The organism is Phytobacter sp. V91 (genome assembly GCF_965644225.1).
Lineage (GTDB): Bacteria > Pseudomonadota > Gammaproteobacteria > Enterobacterales > Enterobacteriaceae > CBFFRJ01.
This window is the reverse complement of the sequence record NZ_CBFFRJ010000020.1, coordinates 1-18077: the sequence shown is the minus strand read 5'-3', so window position 1 is coordinate 18077 and position 18077 is coordinate 1. Positions and strand designations below refer to the sequence as shown.

Sequence of the window (18077 nt, the reverse complement as noted above, 5' to 3'; positions counted from 1 at the left end):
CTTATTCAGACCTGAGACAGAGGAGCGCCGCGCTTATGAATAAGCCCGGCAACATCAAAGAGCCAGTACAGCAATTTCGCCATCAGCAGACAGGCGCCGAATATGACAATGAAAAAGACCACCCGCGAAGCAAAAGCATCCAGTCCCTCGCGCGCGAGGACAATCATATTGAAGATGGCGCCAAAGCAGAAACTATGCAAAATGGCCGATTTATAGCGGTTTGTCTCCCGATTGCCGAGGGTATAGATCCAGTCAAACCATTTGATAATCAGCCCCACCAGCACCGCGCCGAACGGAATAAACCACACTCCACCCATCACCACCAATGAGCCTATCAGCGTTGGCGATATAGCCAGCCCGGAATGGTTATTCAACACTTCCCAGGTAAAGTAGTTCGCCGAGTTAAGCACAATGCCAGGCCGCGATGGCCACAGCCAGCTGGGAATGAAAACATAGAAGTCGCGCACAACAGGCGCCAGCCCCTGAAAATCGATTTTGTCGTAGTTTTGCAATAGAAGCGACAGATTCTCCCATGGCGAAAAGGTGTCACGGGTGAGATACAAGAAGGTGTAAAAGGCTTCATCGCCGCTGACGTTCAGCCCGTAACGCTTAAGCGCCAGCCAGAACATACCGACAATCCCCATAACGCCTGCGGCGGCCAGCATCCACAGCGAGATCCAGCCACGAATAATGCCAATAAACAGGAAGATAGCGAAGGCGATAATAATATTGGCGCGCGTACCGCCGACAATCATGTAAGTCAGAAGCCCAAAAGCCACCGTGCTGACGAGGAAAAACAGCCATGCTTTAGCGTCCTGGCGCAGGAAGTAGACAACCAGCATGGCCGGAATGAAGAAATAGAAGAACCGCTTGAGCGCCACACCTGAGACTTCGCTGGAAAAAATCTGGCTGTAGGACTGGAGCCGGAACAGCAAAAAGCCGTTGTGCATAAAGAAGATGCCCACGCTCACCAGCGCAATAGCCATTAGCATCGCACAGGTTAGATGGGCCTCAACCCGGTTCACCCTGAACAGCGGGCGTCGGGGCGTCAGGTGCGAAGAGGCGCGTAGACGGGTTTTATAGCTCACATAATAAATGCCATAGAAACAGGTCGCGGCCAGCAGCGATTGCATCATGATAGCGGGGGGCGCCACACTCACGTCGAAGCGGAATACCAGAATGCTGGTTAACGGGAAGCCAAAGAAAAAGGTGAGCAAGAATAGCAACGAAAAGAAGACGTTGAAGTTAAAGCGCACACGACGGAACTCAAACCAGGTCAGGGTGGCGATAAACAGCGACGCCAGCAACCACAGGATCAGTAAGCCGCAAAATTCGAGTGGACTCATCGACGCTCCCCGGCGGCAATACGCAGCGCCTGATGCCAGGGGGAAATGTAGTTGGGGCTAAAGAAAGTGATAGCGTCTTTATCCACCGCCAGCAGCTGACGCTGGGCCTCACGGACAATCCCCTCATTAAGAGGATCGTCGGTAAACAGCACCGGAACGCCCTCTTCCACCATATCGCGCCAGAACGGATTTTTGCGATTCAGTACGCAGGGGATCCCCGCCTGTATCAGCAGACACAGCGTACCAATACCCTGTTGACGGGCAAAAATGAAATAGCCCAGATCGCACTGACTGAGCAGAGCCAGATAATCGTCGAAGGCCATTTTTTCATCGAGAATACGCAGGTTATCCGGGCTAAATAAGGCCTGGCCGGCCTGACGTACCTGCGCAATATAGCTTTCGTTATTCGCCGGGTAGCCCATAGGCACAATCACATTAACGTTATCGCCAAACTGCCGGTGAATGGCATTCAGCGCGGCAATATGCTCATTACTGGGATCGCCAGAGTTACCCACCAGCAGCGTCAGTTTTCCCTGACGTTCAATTTCATACCCCAGGGTATTTAACGCCGGATCCATTCGCGTCGGGAAGTACAGCAGTTCGCCACGCACGTAGGGGTGAACTTTTTTAAACCAGGCCAGATCGCCCCGGGTAGCAAAAATGGCCCCGATCCGCCCTTGAGCAAGACGCCGCAATGGGTAAAACAGGCGGAATTTCAGGCTGTGGGAGACCTCATAAAGATCCGCGCCCCAGGCATGCCACCAGAACTGGGATGATTTAATCGCCCCACGCAGCAGCGCCAGCCAGATGCCGGTATTAAACTGGCCGTGAAAAAAGAAGCGCTGCTGTCGGTCGGCCTTCGCTTTGGCGATCACCGCCTGCGCCAGCGACTGCTTGGAACCGTAAAAATGCAGTTGTAACGCGGGATAAGCGGCACTCATCCCGTCATCCTGCCCGGCCAGCATAAACTCACGGGCAAGCTCACCCGATGCCGCGAGATTATCATTGAAGAATCGCAGCACGGTGTGGTTATGGTGTGGGATATCCGATCCCAGAACGTGAATAAGTGCAGTCATTGCCGTCTACGCCATAGTAAAAAAACGCCGCAACAGAGGGCGAAATAAATAATGTAGGTTGCCATGTACGCCTGTGCTGCGCCCGCCGCGCCATGAGCCGGGATCAGCAAATGGGAAAACAGCGTCAGCAACGCAAACTGGCTCAATTCCGCCAGAATATAGAAGCGCAGCGATGCTTTCGCGATAACCAGATAACCAAATACGTAAGCGCCTACTTTCAATACATCCCCGATCAGCTGCCAGGCAAACAAATCACGCATGGCGGTGAATTTGTCAGAGAACAGAACCCAGATAGCAAAATCCCGCAGTAACCAGACGCAGAAACTCGCCGCCGCCACCGCCGGTAACACAAACTTCAGCGACCTGACGATTTCACGGGTAATGTCCTGCTTTGCGGTTAACCGCGACAATGTCGGAAGCAGGTACACACTGAACGAGGCGGTAATAAATTGTAGATAAGCATCAGAGATACTGCTTACCCCTTGCCAGATCCCGACATCATCCCAGCTGTAATGCGCCGCCAGCTGGTTTCGCATCATCACATAAGCCAGAGGTAAGGTCGCGGAGGTGATCAGCGCCATTAAGGTAAATTTACTGAGCTGCCCGGCAAGGCCATTATCCCAGACCGGCATAAAATAGCGCAGCGGAACGTGACGGCGGCGAAGCAGCATACCCAGCGCCGGGATAATCACCAGGGCGGGCACCAGCGCCATCCCCAGCAAAGCGCCCTGATAGTGCCCGACTTTATAACAGAGATACCAGGCGATAACCCCAATCACGCTGCCCATAATCAGCGATAACGCGTTACCGGCTGCATCACGAAAACCTTTCATTACCGCCAGCAACAGGTTTGCCCAGGCAATCCCCATTTGTACCAGCGCCACCAGCCTGACCAACCCCTGGTAATCCTGATGACCGAATAATCCCTGGCTGATGGGTGCCGCCGCAAGCAGAAACACCAGTGCCATTAACGTAGAAAAACCCAGCACCATTGCCGAAGAGGTGCCAACGACCCTGCGCAGGGACTGCGGATTATCATGATGCTGGGCGACAAATTTCGTTACGCCATTGAAGATCCCGGCCCCCGCAAGGACACCCAGCACGGTAATTAACTGACGGAAGTTTCCCGCCTGGCCAACCCCTGCCGGGCCATAGGCCAGCGCCAGCAGTTTGACCACCAGTAAACCCGCGCCGATTTTGACGAGGGTACTTGCCGCCGTCCAGACAGATGCTTTTGCCAGCGACATGTCAGTTGAAATAGCTCAGCAAGGTGTTAATTACGGTACGCTGGTTAACAGGAGCCAGATTGTAGAACAGAGGCAGACGAAGCAAACGCTCACTTTCCTCAGTCGTATGCCGATCGTCACCGTGGAATTCGCCGAATTTCTCGCCCGCAGGAGAAGCATGCAGCGGGATGTAATGGAAGACCGACAGAATTTCGGCCTCTTTCAGGAAAGCGATCAATTTGCTGCGATCGTCTTCATCACGCAGCTTGATATAAAACATGTGCGCATTGGGACCACAGTCTTTGGGGATCGACGGCAAGGTAATCCGCCCGGCCCGCGCCAGGGGCGTCAACGCATCGTAGTAGGTCTGCCATAGGGACAAACGCTGCTGATTAATCCTGTCCGCGGCTTCCAGTTGCGCCCACAGATAAGCCGCCTGCAAATCCGCCATCAGGTAGCTGGAGCCGATATCGCGCCAGGTGTATTTATCTACCTGACCACGGAAGAACTGGCTGCGATTCGTTCCTTTCTCGCGGATAACTTCCGCCCGCTCAATCAACGCGCGATCGTTAATCAGCGTCGCACCGCCTTCGCCTCCAGCGGTGTAGTTTTTGGTCTCATGGAAGCTAAAGCAGCCAATGTGACCGATAGTGCCTAACGCCTTCCCCTTATAAGTGGACATCACGCCCTGGGCGGCATCTTCCACCACAAACAGGTTATGCCGTTTGGCAATCGCCATGATGGTATCCATTTCGCAGGCAACGCCTGCGTAATGCACCGGCACAATGGCGCGGGTTTTATCAGTAATGGCGGCTTCAATACGGGTTTCATCGATGTTCAGCGTATCCGGACGAATATCAACAAAGACGATTTTCGCGCCGCGCAGGACAAAAGCATTGGCCGTCGAGACGAAGGTATAGCTTGGCATGATCACTTCGTCGCCGGGCTTTATATCCAGCAACAGTGCCGCCATCTCCAGCGATGCCGTACAGGACGGCGTCAGCAGGACTTTCGGGCTATGGAAGCGTTGTTCCATCCACTGCTGGCAGCGACGGGTAAAACCGCCGTCGCCGCAGAGCTTGCCGCTGCCCATTGCCGACTGCATATAGTCGAGTTCCGTTCCCACTACCGGAGGCGCATTGAAAGGGATCATAGAGTCACCTGTATAGCCAGTAAGCGGCGCTGTCCATTACTGCGCCGCTGCGTGTATATCGTTTGATGGCGGCCAGATTGCTTATCTGCGTCGCCACCCGAAGCGTGGTTATCTGGTGCTGTTGCGCCCAGTAACATGCTGCCTGCATTAACTTTTCCCCGGCGCCATAGCCGCCAAGAAGACCAATACGGGCTTCGTGGGTACTAAGCTGGCGCAGGGAAACAAAAGCCGTAATCTCGCCACGCCCGTCGCGGAACAGTAAACACAGATGGTCGAAAAGGCCTTTCACGGCATTTTCAATCCACTGCGCATAGAAGCGCCCCCCAGCGTCAGCCGGATACCAGGGCGCACGGAAGCGACTTTGCGTGAACAGTTGCGCCGCCATCTGACGCAAAGGGGCAATATCCACTTCCGTCGCCGTCTGCGCCTGCGGATCGATAACGCCGGCAGGCACCGACAGCACAAAATCCGCTTCCCCTTCGACAAGGCGAAAACCGAATTGTTGCAGCGCATCAAGCTGGCGGGTATTTGCTGCCGGGATCTTCACCTGCACACGGGACCAGGCGTCAAAGTCGGCGATATTAAGTGCGGGAGCATCATCCTGCAAACGCAGGATGGCGCTGGGAAGACCAAAAAAGTGACTTTCCCACGCCAGCTCTTCAATGAGGCCGTTTATCGCCATTTGTCAAACCTCAGCGCCAGACGCCTTTGGTATCCACAACGTATTGCTGGCGCACGCTGTCGCCTGCAATCGCTTTGAATTCTTTGTGATCGACCAGCATGACCAGCACATCGGCTTGCGCCAGCGCATCCTGCAGGCTCGCCAGCGTGCAGTTATCCGCAAGACGCGGCGGCAACTGGTGAATATTCGGCTCAACCACCTGCGTTTCACCGCTGTGCCAGGTCGCGATGCTATGGGCAATTTCCATCGCCGGGCTTTCACGTAAATCATCAATATTGGGTTTAAACGCCAGCCCAAAGCAGGCGATCTTCAGCTCACTGGCCCGCTTGTTGGTGGCCGCCAGGCAATCAGCCACGGTGGCTTTCACCTGGTCAAGCACCCAATGGGGTTTGCTGTCATTCACTTCACGCGCGGTGCGAATCAGTCGCGCCTGCTGCGGGTTTTGCGCCACGATAAACCAGGGATCGACCGCGATACAGTGGCCGCCGACGCCGGGACCCGGCTGCAAAATATTCACCCGTGGATGGCGATTCGCCAGACGCACCAGCTCCCAGACGTTGATCCCCTGCTCGGCACAGATCAGCGACAGTTCGTTGGCAAACGCAATGTTGACGTCACGGAAGCTGTTTTCCGTCAGTTTGCACATCTCAGCGGTACGGGAGTTGGTCACCACACATTCGCCTTCAAGGAAAATGTTATACAGCTCGCTCGCGCGTGCAGAGCAGACCGGCGTCATCCCGCCAATCACACGGTCGTTCTTGATCAGTTCAACCATAACCTGCCCCGGCAGCACACGCTCCGGGCAGTAGGCGATGTTGATATCGGCCTGTTCCCCGGCCTGCTGCGGGAAGGTCAGATCCGGGCGAGCATCAGCCAGCCATGCGGCCATTTGCTCGGTTGAACCCACCGGCGAAGTTGACTCGAGGATAACCAGCGCGCCCTTTTTCAGCACCGGCGCAATGGACTTCGCCGCCGCCTCGACAAATTTCATGTCAGGTTCATGTTCGCCTTTAAAAGGCGTTGGGACGGCGATTAAATAAGCATCGGCCTCAACAGGCGTGGTGCTGGCGCGCAACCATCCGCCTTCCACTGCGGTTTTGACCACTTTGTCCAGATCCGGCTCGACAATGTGAATTTTTCCCTGGTTGATGGTGTCCACCGCATGGGCGTTAATGTCGATCCCCACGACCTGTTTTTGCCGGGAGGCAAAAGCCGCTGCGGTTGGCAGTCCAATATAGCCAAGGCCAATGACGGAAATGGTTGTGAAGCTCATAGCGTTACCCGATTATTTTTCAATGCATGCAAAATTCGACCACAGGCCTGCCCGTCTCCATACGGATTATGTGCATGGCTCATGGCTTGCCAGGCGTCGTTGTCATTCAGCAGCCGCGAGACCTCTTCAACAATACGCTGACAGTTTGTTCCAACCAGTCTGACCGTTCCGGCATCCACCGCTTCCGGGCGTTCCGTGGTATCGCGCATCACCAGCACCGGTTTCCCCAGTGAGGGCGCTTCCTCCTGAATCCCACCGGAATCAGTGAGGATCAGCCAGGCGTGGTTCATCAGCCACAGGAACGGCAGATAGTCCTGCGGCTCGATCAATACGATGTTGTTAACATGGCCAAGGATCCGGTTCACCGGCTCGCTGACGTTCGGATTGAGATGGACGGGATAGACTATCTGCACATCATCATGCTTTGCCGCAATTTCAGCCAGCGCATGGCAGATCTCTTCAAACCCACGCCCAAAACTCTCCCGGCGATGGCCGGTGACCAGAATCAGTTTCTTGTTGCTATCGAGGAACGGATAGCGTGACGCCAGTTCTTCCCGGATAGACGGCGTATTGAGAATGGTGTCACGCACCCAGAAAAGCGCGTCGATCACGGTATTGCCGGTGACAAAAATATGCTTATCCGCGATGTTTTCCCGCAGCAAATTAGCGCGTGAGTTTTCCGTTGGCGCGAAATGATAAAGCGCCAGATGCCCCGTTAACGTTCGGTTGGCCTCTTCCGGCCAGGGTGACGAGAGATCGCCGGTTCGCAACCCGGCTTCAACATGACCGACCGGGATACGCTGATAGAATGCCGCGAGGCTTGCCGCGACCGTTGTCGTGGTATCACCATGTACCAGCACCACGTCCGGGCGGAAAGATTCAAGGATCGGCTTAAGGCCTTCCAGAATTCGACAGGTGATTTCTGTCAGCCCTTGTCCGGGCTGCATAATGTTCAGGTCGTAATCCGGAACGATGGAAAAAAGATTCAACACCTGATCGAGCATCTCCCGATGCTGCGCAGTAACGCATACCTTTGCGTCGAAATCAGGATCCTTTGCCAGCGCATGTACCAGTGGCGCCATCTTAATGGCTTCCGGGCGTGTGCCAAATACGGTGAGTACTTTCACAACGTTTCTCTTCGATTAGGTGATGAAGGCCAGGGCCTTCATCTTAGACAGCTGTTAGTGAGTGCGGCGGCGCGCTAAGGCAACACCTGCGCCTGTCAGTGCCCCCACAACCCCCCACATGATCATCAGGAAAGCACGACGCGGACTGTCGCGTTTTACCGGTTCTTCCGGCGTGCGCAAATAACGATATGTCTGAAAACGCGGGTCGAGTGTGGGGCCTACGTTTAAGGTGTTCAGCATGGCCCGGTTCTGGAAGTAGTCCAGACCGAATTCAGGCCCAACTGCCTGCAAATTCTCCAGCCGCGCCTGAAGCATCGGGCGACCTAACAAAAAGAGTTCTGAATCCGGCAGCTCAGCGGCAGGGACTTCCGTTTCACTACGGGAAATATTGTGCGCTTCCGCGACCTTCAGCGCGCGCTCAACGCTGCTTACCTGACGGCTGAAGATGGCCTTCGCCACCTCTTCCTGCCGCTTCACTTGCGCTTTCGTCTGAATAGTACGTGCAGCCCAGGCGCCTTTTAGCTCATCGTTCAGATGTATCGCCGCGCGCTGGCTGGCGAAAGCGACATACTGGCGCAGTAAATTATTGGCGTCAGGCGCGGTTTCCGCCGTCAGCTTCACGTTGTCATTCAGATTTTTAAGCGCATCGCCCGCCGTGTACTGAATATTGGTTATCAGTTCATCCAGCATGGCGGCATCTGCTTTGCTGTTGCCTACTTTCCGCTGCTTGAAGTAATCCGTCTGCGACCAGAAATCGCGGCGCGTATCCCAGGAGGCAAGTTGCATTACAAACTCTTTATACGCCTCATCCATGACGGAAAGCTGATCAACGGGTGCGAGGCTGGCTTTGACATCCAGATTACGCAAAAACTGCTGTTGGGAGTAAAAGCCCCCCAACATATTCACCGTGGGTCTGTCGGTAATGGCCGTTGCGCTCCACTCCTGGCGAGCAAAAAACGTCCAGGTTAAGGCGACTAACGCCAGCAGTAGCGCAATCCCCCCAATCCACAATTTTCCAGCCCAAAGGGTACGAAACAAACCACGAATATCCAGCTCATTTTCTGTACCCGCTAAAGGTGCTCCCGATAATGGTTGAGTCATCGCTTTCCCGGATTTACTTAGTTAGTGTTGGTTTGTTACCACTGTTACGGCGGATTCTGCGCTTCACCCGCTTGATGAAACGCGCCACTTTCCAGGCGCGTTTAATGCAGTAGCCATATAAGAAAAAAGATAGCAAAAATAATGCCAGCATCACCCATTCAGGGACGAAGTGGGTATATTCCGTGACTACCCCGATAGAGGCCAGTAAAGCAGCGGCGAAGGTTATCAAAACAAAGGCCTGACGGGAGGTAAACCCGGCACGCATAATGAGATGGTGAATATGCTGGCGATCGGCAGAAAACGGGCTCATGCCTTTACGCAGACGACGATACATAATCGCCACCATGTCCATTAATGGGATGGCGATAATCCACAGCGCCGTCACCGGGCTGATGGGGTGCGTTTTCCCCTGGGTCGTTTCCAGCAAAATCCAGATCAGGGTAAAGCCGATAAAGGTGCTGCCCGCGTCACCCATAAAGACTTTATAGCGACGCCCGAGCACACCGAGGTTTAGCAGGATATAAGGCAGGATGGCGGCAATCATGGCAAAGCACCACATGGCGAGGCTGATTTGCCCGTCGAACCATAAAATGATGCCTATCGCGGCGAAAGAGACGCACGACAGTCCCCCTAAAAGCCCGTCGATACCATCGACCATATTAAATGCGTTGATCGCCGCCCAGACGGCAAACAGCGTCAGCAGGTAACCAAAGGGGCCCAGCACCATTTCCCAGGTACCGAAGATATAGCCGAGGCTGCTCAGATAGAGTTTACCGACGGTCATCATCACAATGGCGATAAGCGCCTGAATCAACGCGCGAATTTTAACGCTGATATCGAAACGATCGTCCATCACGCCAACGAACACCAGTACCCCAGCGCAGGCGAGGTAAAGGGCGGCATGAGGAATGTAATAATTGGCGATACCGAAGGTGAAGCAGATACCCGCGTAGACTGAAATTCCCCCAACCAACGGAATCAGACCCTGATGCCGTTTGCGGAAGTTGGGCTTATCCACCAGACCGACGCGTTTTGCCACTTTACGGGCAAAGAATAAAAAGACGGTCGTGAATAAGAAAACACTGAATAATTCAGTAAACGCAGTGAGTAAATTCACAATGCAAGCTCTCAGCGAATGTTAATCCTGGCAGTATAACGACGATGCCCCTCTCCAAAAAGGAGAAAGCAAGTCATTCACAGGCGTTTTAGTATATTTCTCAAGCAACCAGGGCATTGATTGCCTTGATATTTGAGTGGGGATGGCCTGCGGCGGACGATGCCTGTCCCAATGCATATAGCGTATAGCCCATAAATAAAAAACGCCACGTAAAAACGTGGCGTTTCGGAGCTTTATTTGTATTAAGAGCGCTTCATCATGTCGAAGAACTCATCATTCGTCTTCGTCATTGCCAGCTTATTGATAAGGAACTCCATTGCGTCGATTTCACCCATCGGATGAATGATTTTGCGCAGGATCCACATTTTTTGCAGCTCTTCCTGAGTGGTGAGCAGCTCTTCTTTACGGGTACCGGAACGGTTGTAATCAATGGCCGGGAAGACGCGTTTTTCAGCGATCTTACGTGCCAGATGCAGTTCCATATTACCGGTGCCTTTAAACTCTTCGTAGATAACTTCATCCATTTTAGAGCCGGTATCGACAAGCGCAGTGGCGATGATAGTCAGGCTACCACCCTCTTCAACGTTACGCGCAGCACCGAAGAAACGTTTTGGACGATGCAGAGCATTCGCATCCACACCACCGGTCAACACTTTACCGGAAGCCGGAACCACGGTGTTATAAGCACGCGCCAGACGAGTAATGGAGTCGAGCAGAATGATAACGTCTTTCTTATGTTCAACCAGACGTTTCGCTTTCTCGATAACCATTTCAGCCACTTGCACGTGGCGGGATGCCGGTTCGTCGAAGGTTGAAGCAACAACTTCACCTTTCACCAGACGCTGCATCTCGGTTACTTCTTCCGGACGTTCGTCGATGAGCAGAACCATCAGCACGCAATCCGGGTGATTGTAGGCAATGCTCTGCGCAATGTTTTGCAGCAGCATGGTTTTACCCGCTTTCGGCGGCGCCACAATCAGACCACGCTGGCCGCGGCCAATCGGCGATGCCAGATCCAGAACACGGGCAGTTAAGTCTTCGGTCGAGCCATTACCACGCTCCATACGCAGACGGGAGTTTGCGTGCAGCGGCGTTAAGTTCTCGAACAGGATCTTGTTACGCGAGTTTTCCGGCTTATCGTAGTTAACTTCGTTAACTTTCAACAGCGCAAAGTAACGTTCACCTTCTTTCGGCGGACGAATCTTACCTGAAATGGTATCACCAGTGCGGAGGTTGAAACGGCGGATTTGGCTGGGGGAAACGTAGATGTCATCAGGACCGGCGAGGTAGGAGCTGTCTGCTGAACGGAGGAAACCAAATCCGTCCTGCAATATCTCCAGTACACCGTCACCAAAGATATCCTCGCCACTCTTTGCGTGCTGCTTCAGGATGGCAAAAATAATGTCCTGCTTGCGCATACGAGCCTGGTTTTCCAGTCCCATATTTTCGCCGAGAGTGATCAGCTCAGAAACCGGCGTATTCTTTAATTCGGTAAGATTCATAATGGTGTGGGTTCTTAAACTCGGGGTAGAACTCGAACTTAATGTTGTGAATGGTATGGCAGGGTCACATCCATGCCTGTTAACGGCCATCAACTTATGTCCAATCGCTGCCTGGTCACAGGAGAGTACGCAGAACTGAAACGATAAGACGGAAAAAGTGATAAGCCCGGAATCTATCCACTTCAGTTCTTAGCGGGAAGTATCGGGGTAATACAAGATTCAAACTACAAGGTATGTTCAAAACGAAGTCAAAACTAAATTAGCACGACTGAAGCCGGGCGTCCAGCGATCCACATAATTTAGGATTACTGTCGCACCGGCTGAGATTCGAGGAATTACGCCAGATTCGCGTCCAGGAACTCTTTCAGTTGACCTTTGGACAGTGCGCCGACTTTAGTCGCAGCCACTTCGCCGTTTTTAAACAACAGCAGGGTCGGAATACCACGGATGCCATACTTAGGCGCAGTACCAGGGTTCTGGTCGATATTCAGCTTCGCGACGGTCAGTTTACCTTCATACTCGCTAGCGACTTCATCCAGAATCGGGGCGATCATTTTACACGGACCGCACCATTCGGCCCAGAAATCGACGAGAACCAGCCCGTCCGCTTTGAGTACATCCGTGTCAAAACTGTCGTCAGTCAGGTGAATAATTTTATCGCTCATATTTACTCCACAGGATTATGTCTACCTTGTTAAGGTATGTAGCATAACCTTACTAAAGGTTGACTTTATTTCACCCCGTTTATTTGAACGGATGTGCTTTCGTAAAGCAATAGTAAACTGATATTCTACCACACTATGAGCAAAACACATTTAACTGAACAGAAGTTTTCCGACTTCGCCCTGCACCCTAAGGTGATTGAAGCCCTTGAAACTAAAGGGTTTCATAATTGTACGCCCATACAGGCACTGGCCCTCCCGCTAACGCTGGCTGGTCGTGATGTTGCAGGGCAGGCGCAAACCGGTACCGGCAAAACGATGGCGTTTTTAACGTCAGCGTTCCATTATCTGCTTTCTCATCCTGCTATTGATGATCGCAAGGTGAATCAACCGCGCGCCCTTATCATGGCTCCAACCCGTGAATTAGCAGTACAAATTCACGCCGATGCTGAACCGCTGGCACAAGCGACCGGCCTGAAACTGGGTCTCGCCTACGGTGGCGACGGTTACGACAAGCAGCTAAAAGTGCTTGAGAGCGGTGTCGACATTCTGATCGGTACAACCGGTCGCCTCATTGATTATACCAAGCAGAATCACATTAACCTTGGCGCTATCCAGGTAGTGGTTCTTGATGAAGCCGATCGTATGTACGACCTGGGCTTTATCAAAGATATCCGCTGGTTGTTCCGCCGTATGCCTGCGGTAGATCAGCGCCTCAATATGCTGTTCTCCGCGACCCTCTCATACCGGGTGCGTGAGCTGGCATTTGAGCAAATGAATAATGCTGAATACGTGGAAGTCGAACCGGAACAAAAAACGGGCCACCGTATTAAAGAAGAGCTTTTCTATCCGTCTAACGAAGAGAAAATGCGTCTGCTGCAAACCCTGCTTGAAGAAGAGTGGCCGGATCGCGCCATTATTTTCGCCAACACCAAACACCGCTGTGAAGATATCTGGGGCCACCTTGCCGCAGATGGTCACCGTGTCGGATTGTTGACCGGCGACGTTGCGCAGAAAAAACGCCTGCGTATCCTCGAAGAATTCACCCGTGGCGATCTGGACATCCTGGTGGCAACGGACGTTGCGGCTCGTGGCCTGCACATCCCCGCAGTGACACACGTCTTTAACTACGATCTGCCGGACGATTGCGAAGACTACGTTCACCGTATTGGCCGTACCGGTCGTGCTGGGGCAAGTGGGCATTCCATCAGCCTCGCCTGTGAAGAGTACGCCCTGAACCTGCCGGCAATTGAAACCTATATCGCGCACTCTATTCCGGTCAGTAAATACAATCCGGATGCGCTGTTAAGCGAATTACCTCCAGCAAAACGCCTTGTTCGCTCGCGTTCAGGCAACGGCCCGCGTCGTAACAGCGCGCCGCGTAACCGCCGTCGCTCAGGTTAGAAAAATATGCTCGCTTCCACCTCGCTGTATGCGGCGATTGATTTAGGTTCAAACAGTTTTCATATGCTGGTTGTTCGCGAGGTGGCTGGCAGTATTCAAACGCTAACCCGCATTAAGCGTAAAGTCCGTCTGGCGGCGGGCTTAAGCCGGGAAAATGTCCTTTCGCAGGAAGCGATGGAACGCGGCTGGCAGTGCCTGCGTTTATTCTCAGAACGCTTGCAGGATATCCCTCACGAACAAATTCGTGTGGTGGCGACCGCAACCCTGCGGCTGGCGGTGAATGCGAGTGATTTTATTGCCAAAGCCCAACAGATCCTCGGCTGCCCGGTGCAAATTATTAGCGGCGAAGATGAAGCCCGCTTGATTTACCAGGGCGTAGCGCACACCACCGGCGGATCCGATCGCCGCTTAGTGGTCGACATCGGCGGCGCCAGTACTGAGCTCGTCACCGGCACCGGCGCTCAGGCCACATCCCTGTTTAGTCTCTCTATGGGTTGCGTCACCTGGCTTGAGCGATTTTTTACCGATCGCAATCTTGGCCAGGAGAATTTTGACGCTGCCGAACAGGCCGCACGAGAAGTCCTGCGTCCGGTTGCCGATGACTTACGTCGTCATGGCTGGCAGGTCTGTGTCGGTGCTTCTGGGACGGTGCAGGCGTTACAGGAAATCATGATGGCGCAGGGGATGGATGAACGCATCACCCTGACTAAACTCCAGCAGTTAAAACAGCGGGCCATTCAATGCGGCCGCCTGGAAGAGCTTGAAATCGAAGGTCTGACGCTGGAGCGCGCGCTGGTTTTCCCCAGTGGTCTCGCCATCCTGATCGCCATTTTCACCGAGATGAACATTCAGAGCATGACGCTGGCTGGCGGTGCGCTGCGTGAAGGTCTGGTCTACGGCATGCTGCATCTGACTGTCGATCAGGACATTCGCAGCCGCACGCTGCGCAATATTCAGCGCCGTTTTATCATTGATGCCGATCAGGCTCGTCGTGTCTCCACGCTTGCAGTCCTGTTCGCTGATAGCGTATCTGAAGCATGGGAGCTTGATGCCTGGAGCATTGAAATCCTCGAAGTCGCCAGTGAGTTACACGAGATCGGTTTAAGTATTGAATTCAAACAAGCGCCGTTGCATGCGGCCTGGCTGGTAAGAAATCTGGATTTGCCAGGCTTTACTCCGGCACAGAAAAAGCTGCTGTCGACCCTGCTGTTAAACCAGACCAACCCGGTCGATCTGTCGTCTCTTCATCAGCAAAATGCCGTGCCGCCGCGCGTAGCGGAACATATCTGCCGTCTGCTGCGGCTGGCCATCATTTTCGCCAGCCGTCGTCGCGATGATCTGTTGCCTGACATCAGAGTCGTGGCCGAAGGCGAGAAACTGACGCTGCGCTTACCGGAAGGCTGGCTGGAGAACCACCCGCTGGGCGCTGAGCTTATCGAGCAGGAAAGCCAGTGGCAAAGCTATGTCCACTGGCCGATAGATGTGATTTAACGCTGAATGCCCGATGAGTTTCCCTCAGCGGGCTATTTTTTATGACTTCCCTTTTGCCCGTTCCAGCATCGCTTTGATACTGGCGACGTTAGCCTGGCCTTTTTGCATCCGCTCCTGCGGGCTGACGACCTTCCGCTCCTGCTCCCAGACCACATCATCCTGCGGCAGTTCCAGCAGAAAACGACTCGGTTCGGGGCGGACAAGCTCACCGTACTGCCGTCGTTCCTTACAGAGCGTAAAGGTCAGCTCTTTTTGCGCGCGCGTAATACCGACATACGCGAGACGACGCTCCTCATCGATGTTTTCCTCATCAATGCTGCTCTGATGAGGCAGGAAGCCCTCTTCCATGCCCACCATAAAGACGTAGGGGAATTCGAGCCCTTTTGACGCATGTAACGTCATCAACTGCACCTGATCCAGCTCTTCATTACTTTCGCCGCGCTCCATCATATCGCGGAGCGTAAAGCGGGTGACGACCTGATCCAACGCCATCGGCTCGTTCAGTTCATCGCCCTCCAGCATTTCCGTCATCCATGAAAACAGCGTATTCACGTTTTTCATGCGCATTTCTGCGGCTTTTGGGCTGGGAGAGGTTTCATACAGCCAGGATTCGTAATCAATGCCATGGATCAGATCGCGCACCGCCGAAAGAGGTTCGCGTTCCGCCAGTCGCTGAACGTCGCCCAGCCAGTGGGTAAATCGGGTGAGCGATTCATAGCCGCGGCCGGTGAGCGTCTGGTTGAGCCCGACATCGAAGCTGGCAGCGAACAGGCTTTTATTGCGCACCATTGCCCACTCGCCCAGTTTTTGCAGGGTGGCAGCGCCGATTTCACGCCTTGGCGTGTTCACAATACGCAAGAAAGCGCTGTCATCATCCTGATTGGTCAGGACCCGCAGATAGGCCAGCAGGTCTTTGATCTCCGGACGTGAAAAGAACGAAGTGCCGCCGGAAATTCGGTAGGGGATGCGGTTTTGCATCAGGAATTTTTCAAATACGCGGGACTGATGATTGCCGCGATAAAGAATGGCGTAATCCTTGTATTGCGTCTTATTGATAAAGTGATGGGCAATCAGCTCCCCGGTGACCCGCTCCGCTTCATGTTCCTCATTGTTGGCGCTCAGCACCTTCAGTTCAGCACCATAGCCCAGCTCAGAAAAAAGTCGCTTTTCAAACACATGGGGGTTGTTGGCAATCAGGATATTCGCCGCTTTCAGAATACGCCCGGATGAGCGATAGTTCTGCTCCAGCTTGATGACCTGCAATGCCGGAAAATCTTCGTTCAGCAGAACCAGGTTTTGTGGCCGCGCGCCACGCCAGGAGTAGATGGACTGGTCGTCATCGCCAACTACCGTAAACCGCGCCCGGGGGCCGACCAGCAATCTGACCAGCTCATACTGGCTGGTGTTGGTATCCTGGTATTCATCCACCAGCAGATAGCGAATTTTGTTTTGCCAGCGCTCGCGAACCTCTTCATTACGTTGCAGTAACAAGGTGGGCAGCAGAATCAGGTCATCAAAATCCAGCACGTTACAGGCCTTCAGATGCGTGTCATACAGGCTGTAACAATGCGCAAAAATGCGGTCACGTTCGCCGATAGCCCGCGCCGCGGCCTGAGAAGGCGTCAGCAGATCGTTTTTCCAGTTGGAGATCGTTGAGATCAGCTGTTGCAGCACCACTTTGTCGTCGATCAACCCTTCGGTCAGATCCTTGAGCAACGCCACCTGATCCGTGTCATCGAACAGAGAAAAGTTAGATTTCATCCCCAGTGCCGCGAATTCCCGTTTGATGATATCCAGACCCAGGGTATGGAAGGTCGAAATCATCAGTCCCCGCGCCTCTTTGCGCCCCAACGTCTGCCCGACACGCTCTTTCATCTCGCGCGCAGCTTTGTTGGTAAAGGTCACCGCCGCAATGTGCCGCGCCTGATAGCCACAAACGCGGATCAAATGAGCAATTTTATTGGTGATAACGCGGGTTTTACCGGAACCGGCACCCGCCAGCACCAGGCAAGGACCGGTGACAAATTCTACGGCTTGTTGTTGGCCGGGGTTCAGACGCATGGACATAGTGCTCAATCTTCGAACGGGGGAAGGATTGTAGCAGAAAGCCAGAGGGAGATTTACCTGCGGATGGTAAAGTGTGGCGACATGTATAAATTACAGGGCAGGAAAAATGGCGAAGACCGCAGCAGCACTGCATATTCTGGTAAAGACAGAAAAACGGGCACTGGAGATCCTGGAAAACTGGAAAAGGGATCCAGCTTTGATCATCTGGCAAGACTTCATTCCAGCTGTCCGTCGGCACGCAACGGCGGCGACCTGGGGGAATTCAAACAGGGCGTGATGGTTGGCCCCTTCGACAAAGCCGTTTTCAGTTGCCCGCTGCTGACTCCTTTTGGGCCCGTGAAAACGAAGTTTGGTTACCACATCATCAAGGTGCTGTATCGCCGCTAACGCATGGTAAGATTGCGGCCAGATTTATCCCCATTCTATTAAGGCACAATCATGGCAAAAACAGCGGCAGCAATGCACATTCTGGTGAAAGAAGAGAAACTGGCACTCGACCTTCTGGAACAACTGAAAAACGGCGGCGATTTTGAAAAGCTGGCGAAAAAGCATTCCACTTGCCCGTCAGGCAAAAAAGGCGGTCATTTAGGTGAGTTCAGACAGGGCCAGATGGTACCGGCGTTTGATAAAGTCGTGTTCTCCTGCCCGGAGCTGGAGCCTACCGGCCCGCTGCATACGCAGTTCGGTTACCACATCATTAAAGTGCTGTACCGAAAATAAACAACAAAGCCTTCTCCAGGAGAAGGCTTTTAGTGTTTGCTCCCTCTCCCCGTGGGAGAGCAGCTGTGTTTAAAGTCAATGGGTGGCAGCTAACCTGCCGCCCATTTTGTATTGTCACGCACCATGGCGT

General features: G+C 53.5%; 16 protein-coding genes and 1 pseudogene. 4 read left to right on the top strand and 13 right to left on the bottom strand.

What is annotated here, in order from left to right; all coding sequences use genetic code 11:
* Positions 1–5: 5 nt before the first annotated feature.
* From wzyE to trxA, 12 genes are all read right to left on the bottom strand, one after another.
* Positions 6–1346 carry an ECA oligosaccharide polymerase gene (gene wzyE / locus ACSZO4_RS06220; protein WP_437887995.1) on the bottom strand — a complete coding sequence of 447 codons (1341 nt, stop codon included), beginning with the start codon at positions 1344–1346 and terminating at the stop codon, positions 6–8.
* Positions 1343–2422: a TDP-N-acetylfucosamine:lipid II N-acetylfucosaminyltransferase gene (locus ACSZO4_RS06215; protein WP_437887994.1), complete on the bottom strand. Its 1080-nt coding sequence runs from the start codon at positions 2420–2422 to the stop codon at positions 1343–1345. Before ACSZO4_RS06215 ends, wzyE begins: the two co-directional genes overlap by 4 nt.
* Positions 2419–3669, bottom strand: coding sequence for a lipid III flippase WzxE (gene wzxE / locus ACSZO4_RS06210; RefSeq protein WP_437887993.1), 1251 nt, complete (start codon positions 3667–3669; stop codon positions 2419–2421). Before wzxE ends, ACSZO4_RS06215 begins: the two co-directional genes overlap by 4 nt.
* Before the next feature lies 1 nt (position 3670).
* The gene (rffA, locus tag ACSZO4_RS06205; RefSeq protein ID WP_437887992.1) at positions 3671–4801 is read right to left on the bottom strand and encodes a dTDP-4-amino-4,6-dideoxygalactose transaminase; all 1131 of its coding nucleotides are present in this window, start codon (positions 4799–4801) and stop codon (positions 3671–3673) included.
* A gap of 4 nt (positions 4802–4805) precedes the next feature.
* Positions 4806–5483 (bottom strand): dTDP-4-amino-4,6-dideoxy-D-galactose acyltransferase, encoded by a 678-nt coding sequence (rffC, locus tag ACSZO4_RS06200; RefSeq protein WP_437887991.1) that lies wholly within the window; start codon positions 5481–5483, stop codon positions 4806–4808.
* Positions 5484–5493: 10 nt separating this feature from the next.
* Positions 5494–6756, bottom strand: a complete 1263-nt coding sequence (gene wecC, locus ACSZO4_RS06195; protein WP_437887990.1) for a UDP-N-acetyl-D-mannosamine dehydrogenase — start codon at positions 6754–6756, stop codon at positions 5494–5496.
* Positions 6753–7883: a non-hydrolyzing UDP-N-acetylglucosamine 2-epimerase gene (gene wecB, locus ACSZO4_RS06190; RefSeq protein WP_437887989.1), complete on the bottom strand. Its 1131-nt coding sequence runs from the start codon at positions 7881–7883 to the stop codon at positions 6753–6755. The genes wecC and wecB overlap by 4 nt, the downstream gene beginning before the upstream one ends.
* Before the next feature lie 54 nt (positions 7884–7937).
* Complete coding sequence (gene wzzE, locus ACSZO4_RS06185) at positions 7938–8984, bottom strand: ECA polysaccharide chain length modulation protein (protein WP_437887988.1); 1047 nt, start codon at positions 8982–8984, stop codon at positions 7938–7940.
* Between the two features lie 13 nt (positions 8985–8997).
* The gene (gene wecA, locus ACSZO4_RS06180; RefSeq protein ID WP_437887987.1) at positions 8998–10101 is read right to left on the bottom strand and encodes a UDP-N-acetylglucosamine--undecaprenyl-phosphate N-acetylglucosaminephosphotransferase; all 1104 of its coding nucleotides are present in this window, start codon (positions 10099–10101) and stop codon (positions 8998–9000) included.
* Positions 10102–10343: 242 nt separating this feature from the next.
* Positions 10344–11603: a transcription termination factor Rho gene (gene rho, locus ACSZO4_RS06175; RefSeq protein ID WP_064327923.1), complete on the bottom strand. Its 1260-nt coding sequence runs from the start codon at positions 11601–11603 to the stop codon at positions 10344–10346.
* A gap of 89 nt (positions 11604–11692) precedes the next feature.
* Complete coding sequence (locus ACSZO4_RS06170) at positions 11693–11776, bottom strand: rho operon leader peptide (RefSeq protein ID WP_437888024.1); 84 nt, start codon at positions 11774–11776, stop codon at positions 11693–11695.
* 162 nt (positions 11777–11938) lie between these two features.
* On the bottom strand, positions 11939–12268 hold the full coding sequence (trxA, locus tag ACSZO4_RS06165) for a thioredoxin TrxA (protein WP_039077011.1): 330 nt from the start codon (positions 12266–12268) through the stop codon (positions 11939–11941).
* A gap of 135 nt (positions 12269–12403) precedes the next feature.
* On the opposite strand from trxA, the gene rhlB reads away from it, so the two are divergent.
* A complete protein-coding gene (rhlB, locus tag ACSZO4_RS06160) occupies positions 12404–13669 on the top strand; it encodes an ATP-dependent RNA helicase RhlB (protein ID WP_437887986.1) in 1266 nt (421 codons plus the stop codon).
* 6 nt (positions 13670–13675) lie between these two features.
* Positions 13676–15160, top strand: a complete 1485-nt coding sequence (gene gppA, locus ACSZO4_RS06155) for a guanosine-5'-triphosphate,3'-diphosphate diphosphatase (protein WP_437887985.1) — start codon at positions 13676–13678, stop codon at positions 15158–15160.
* Between the two features lie 39 nt (positions 15161–15199).
* On the opposite strand, the gene rep is transcribed toward gppA, so the two are convergent.
* Positions 15200–17221: a DNA helicase Rep gene (gene rep, locus ACSZO4_RS06150; protein WP_437888023.1), complete on the bottom strand. Its 2022-nt coding sequence runs from the start codon at positions 17219–17221 to the stop codon at positions 15200–15202.
* A gap of 112 nt (positions 17222–17333) precedes the next feature.
* On the opposite strand from rep, the pseudogene ppiC (ACSZO4_RS06145) reads away from it, so the two are divergent.
* Together ppiC (ACSZO4_RS06145) and ppiC (ACSZO4_RS06140) are read left to right on the top strand one after the other, a co-directional pair.
* Positions 17334–17614 (top strand): annotated as a pseudogene (ppiC, locus tag ACSZO4_RS06145) (peptidylprolyl isomerase PpiC).
* A gap of 51 nt (positions 17615–17665) precedes the next feature.
* The gene (ppiC, locus tag ACSZO4_RS06140; RefSeq protein WP_039055076.1) at positions 17666–17947 is read left to right on the top strand and encodes a peptidylprolyl isomerase PpiC; all 282 of its coding nucleotides are present in this window, start codon (positions 17666–17668) and stop codon (positions 17945–17947) included.
* The last annotated feature ends 130 nt before the right edge of the window (positions 17948–18077 follow it).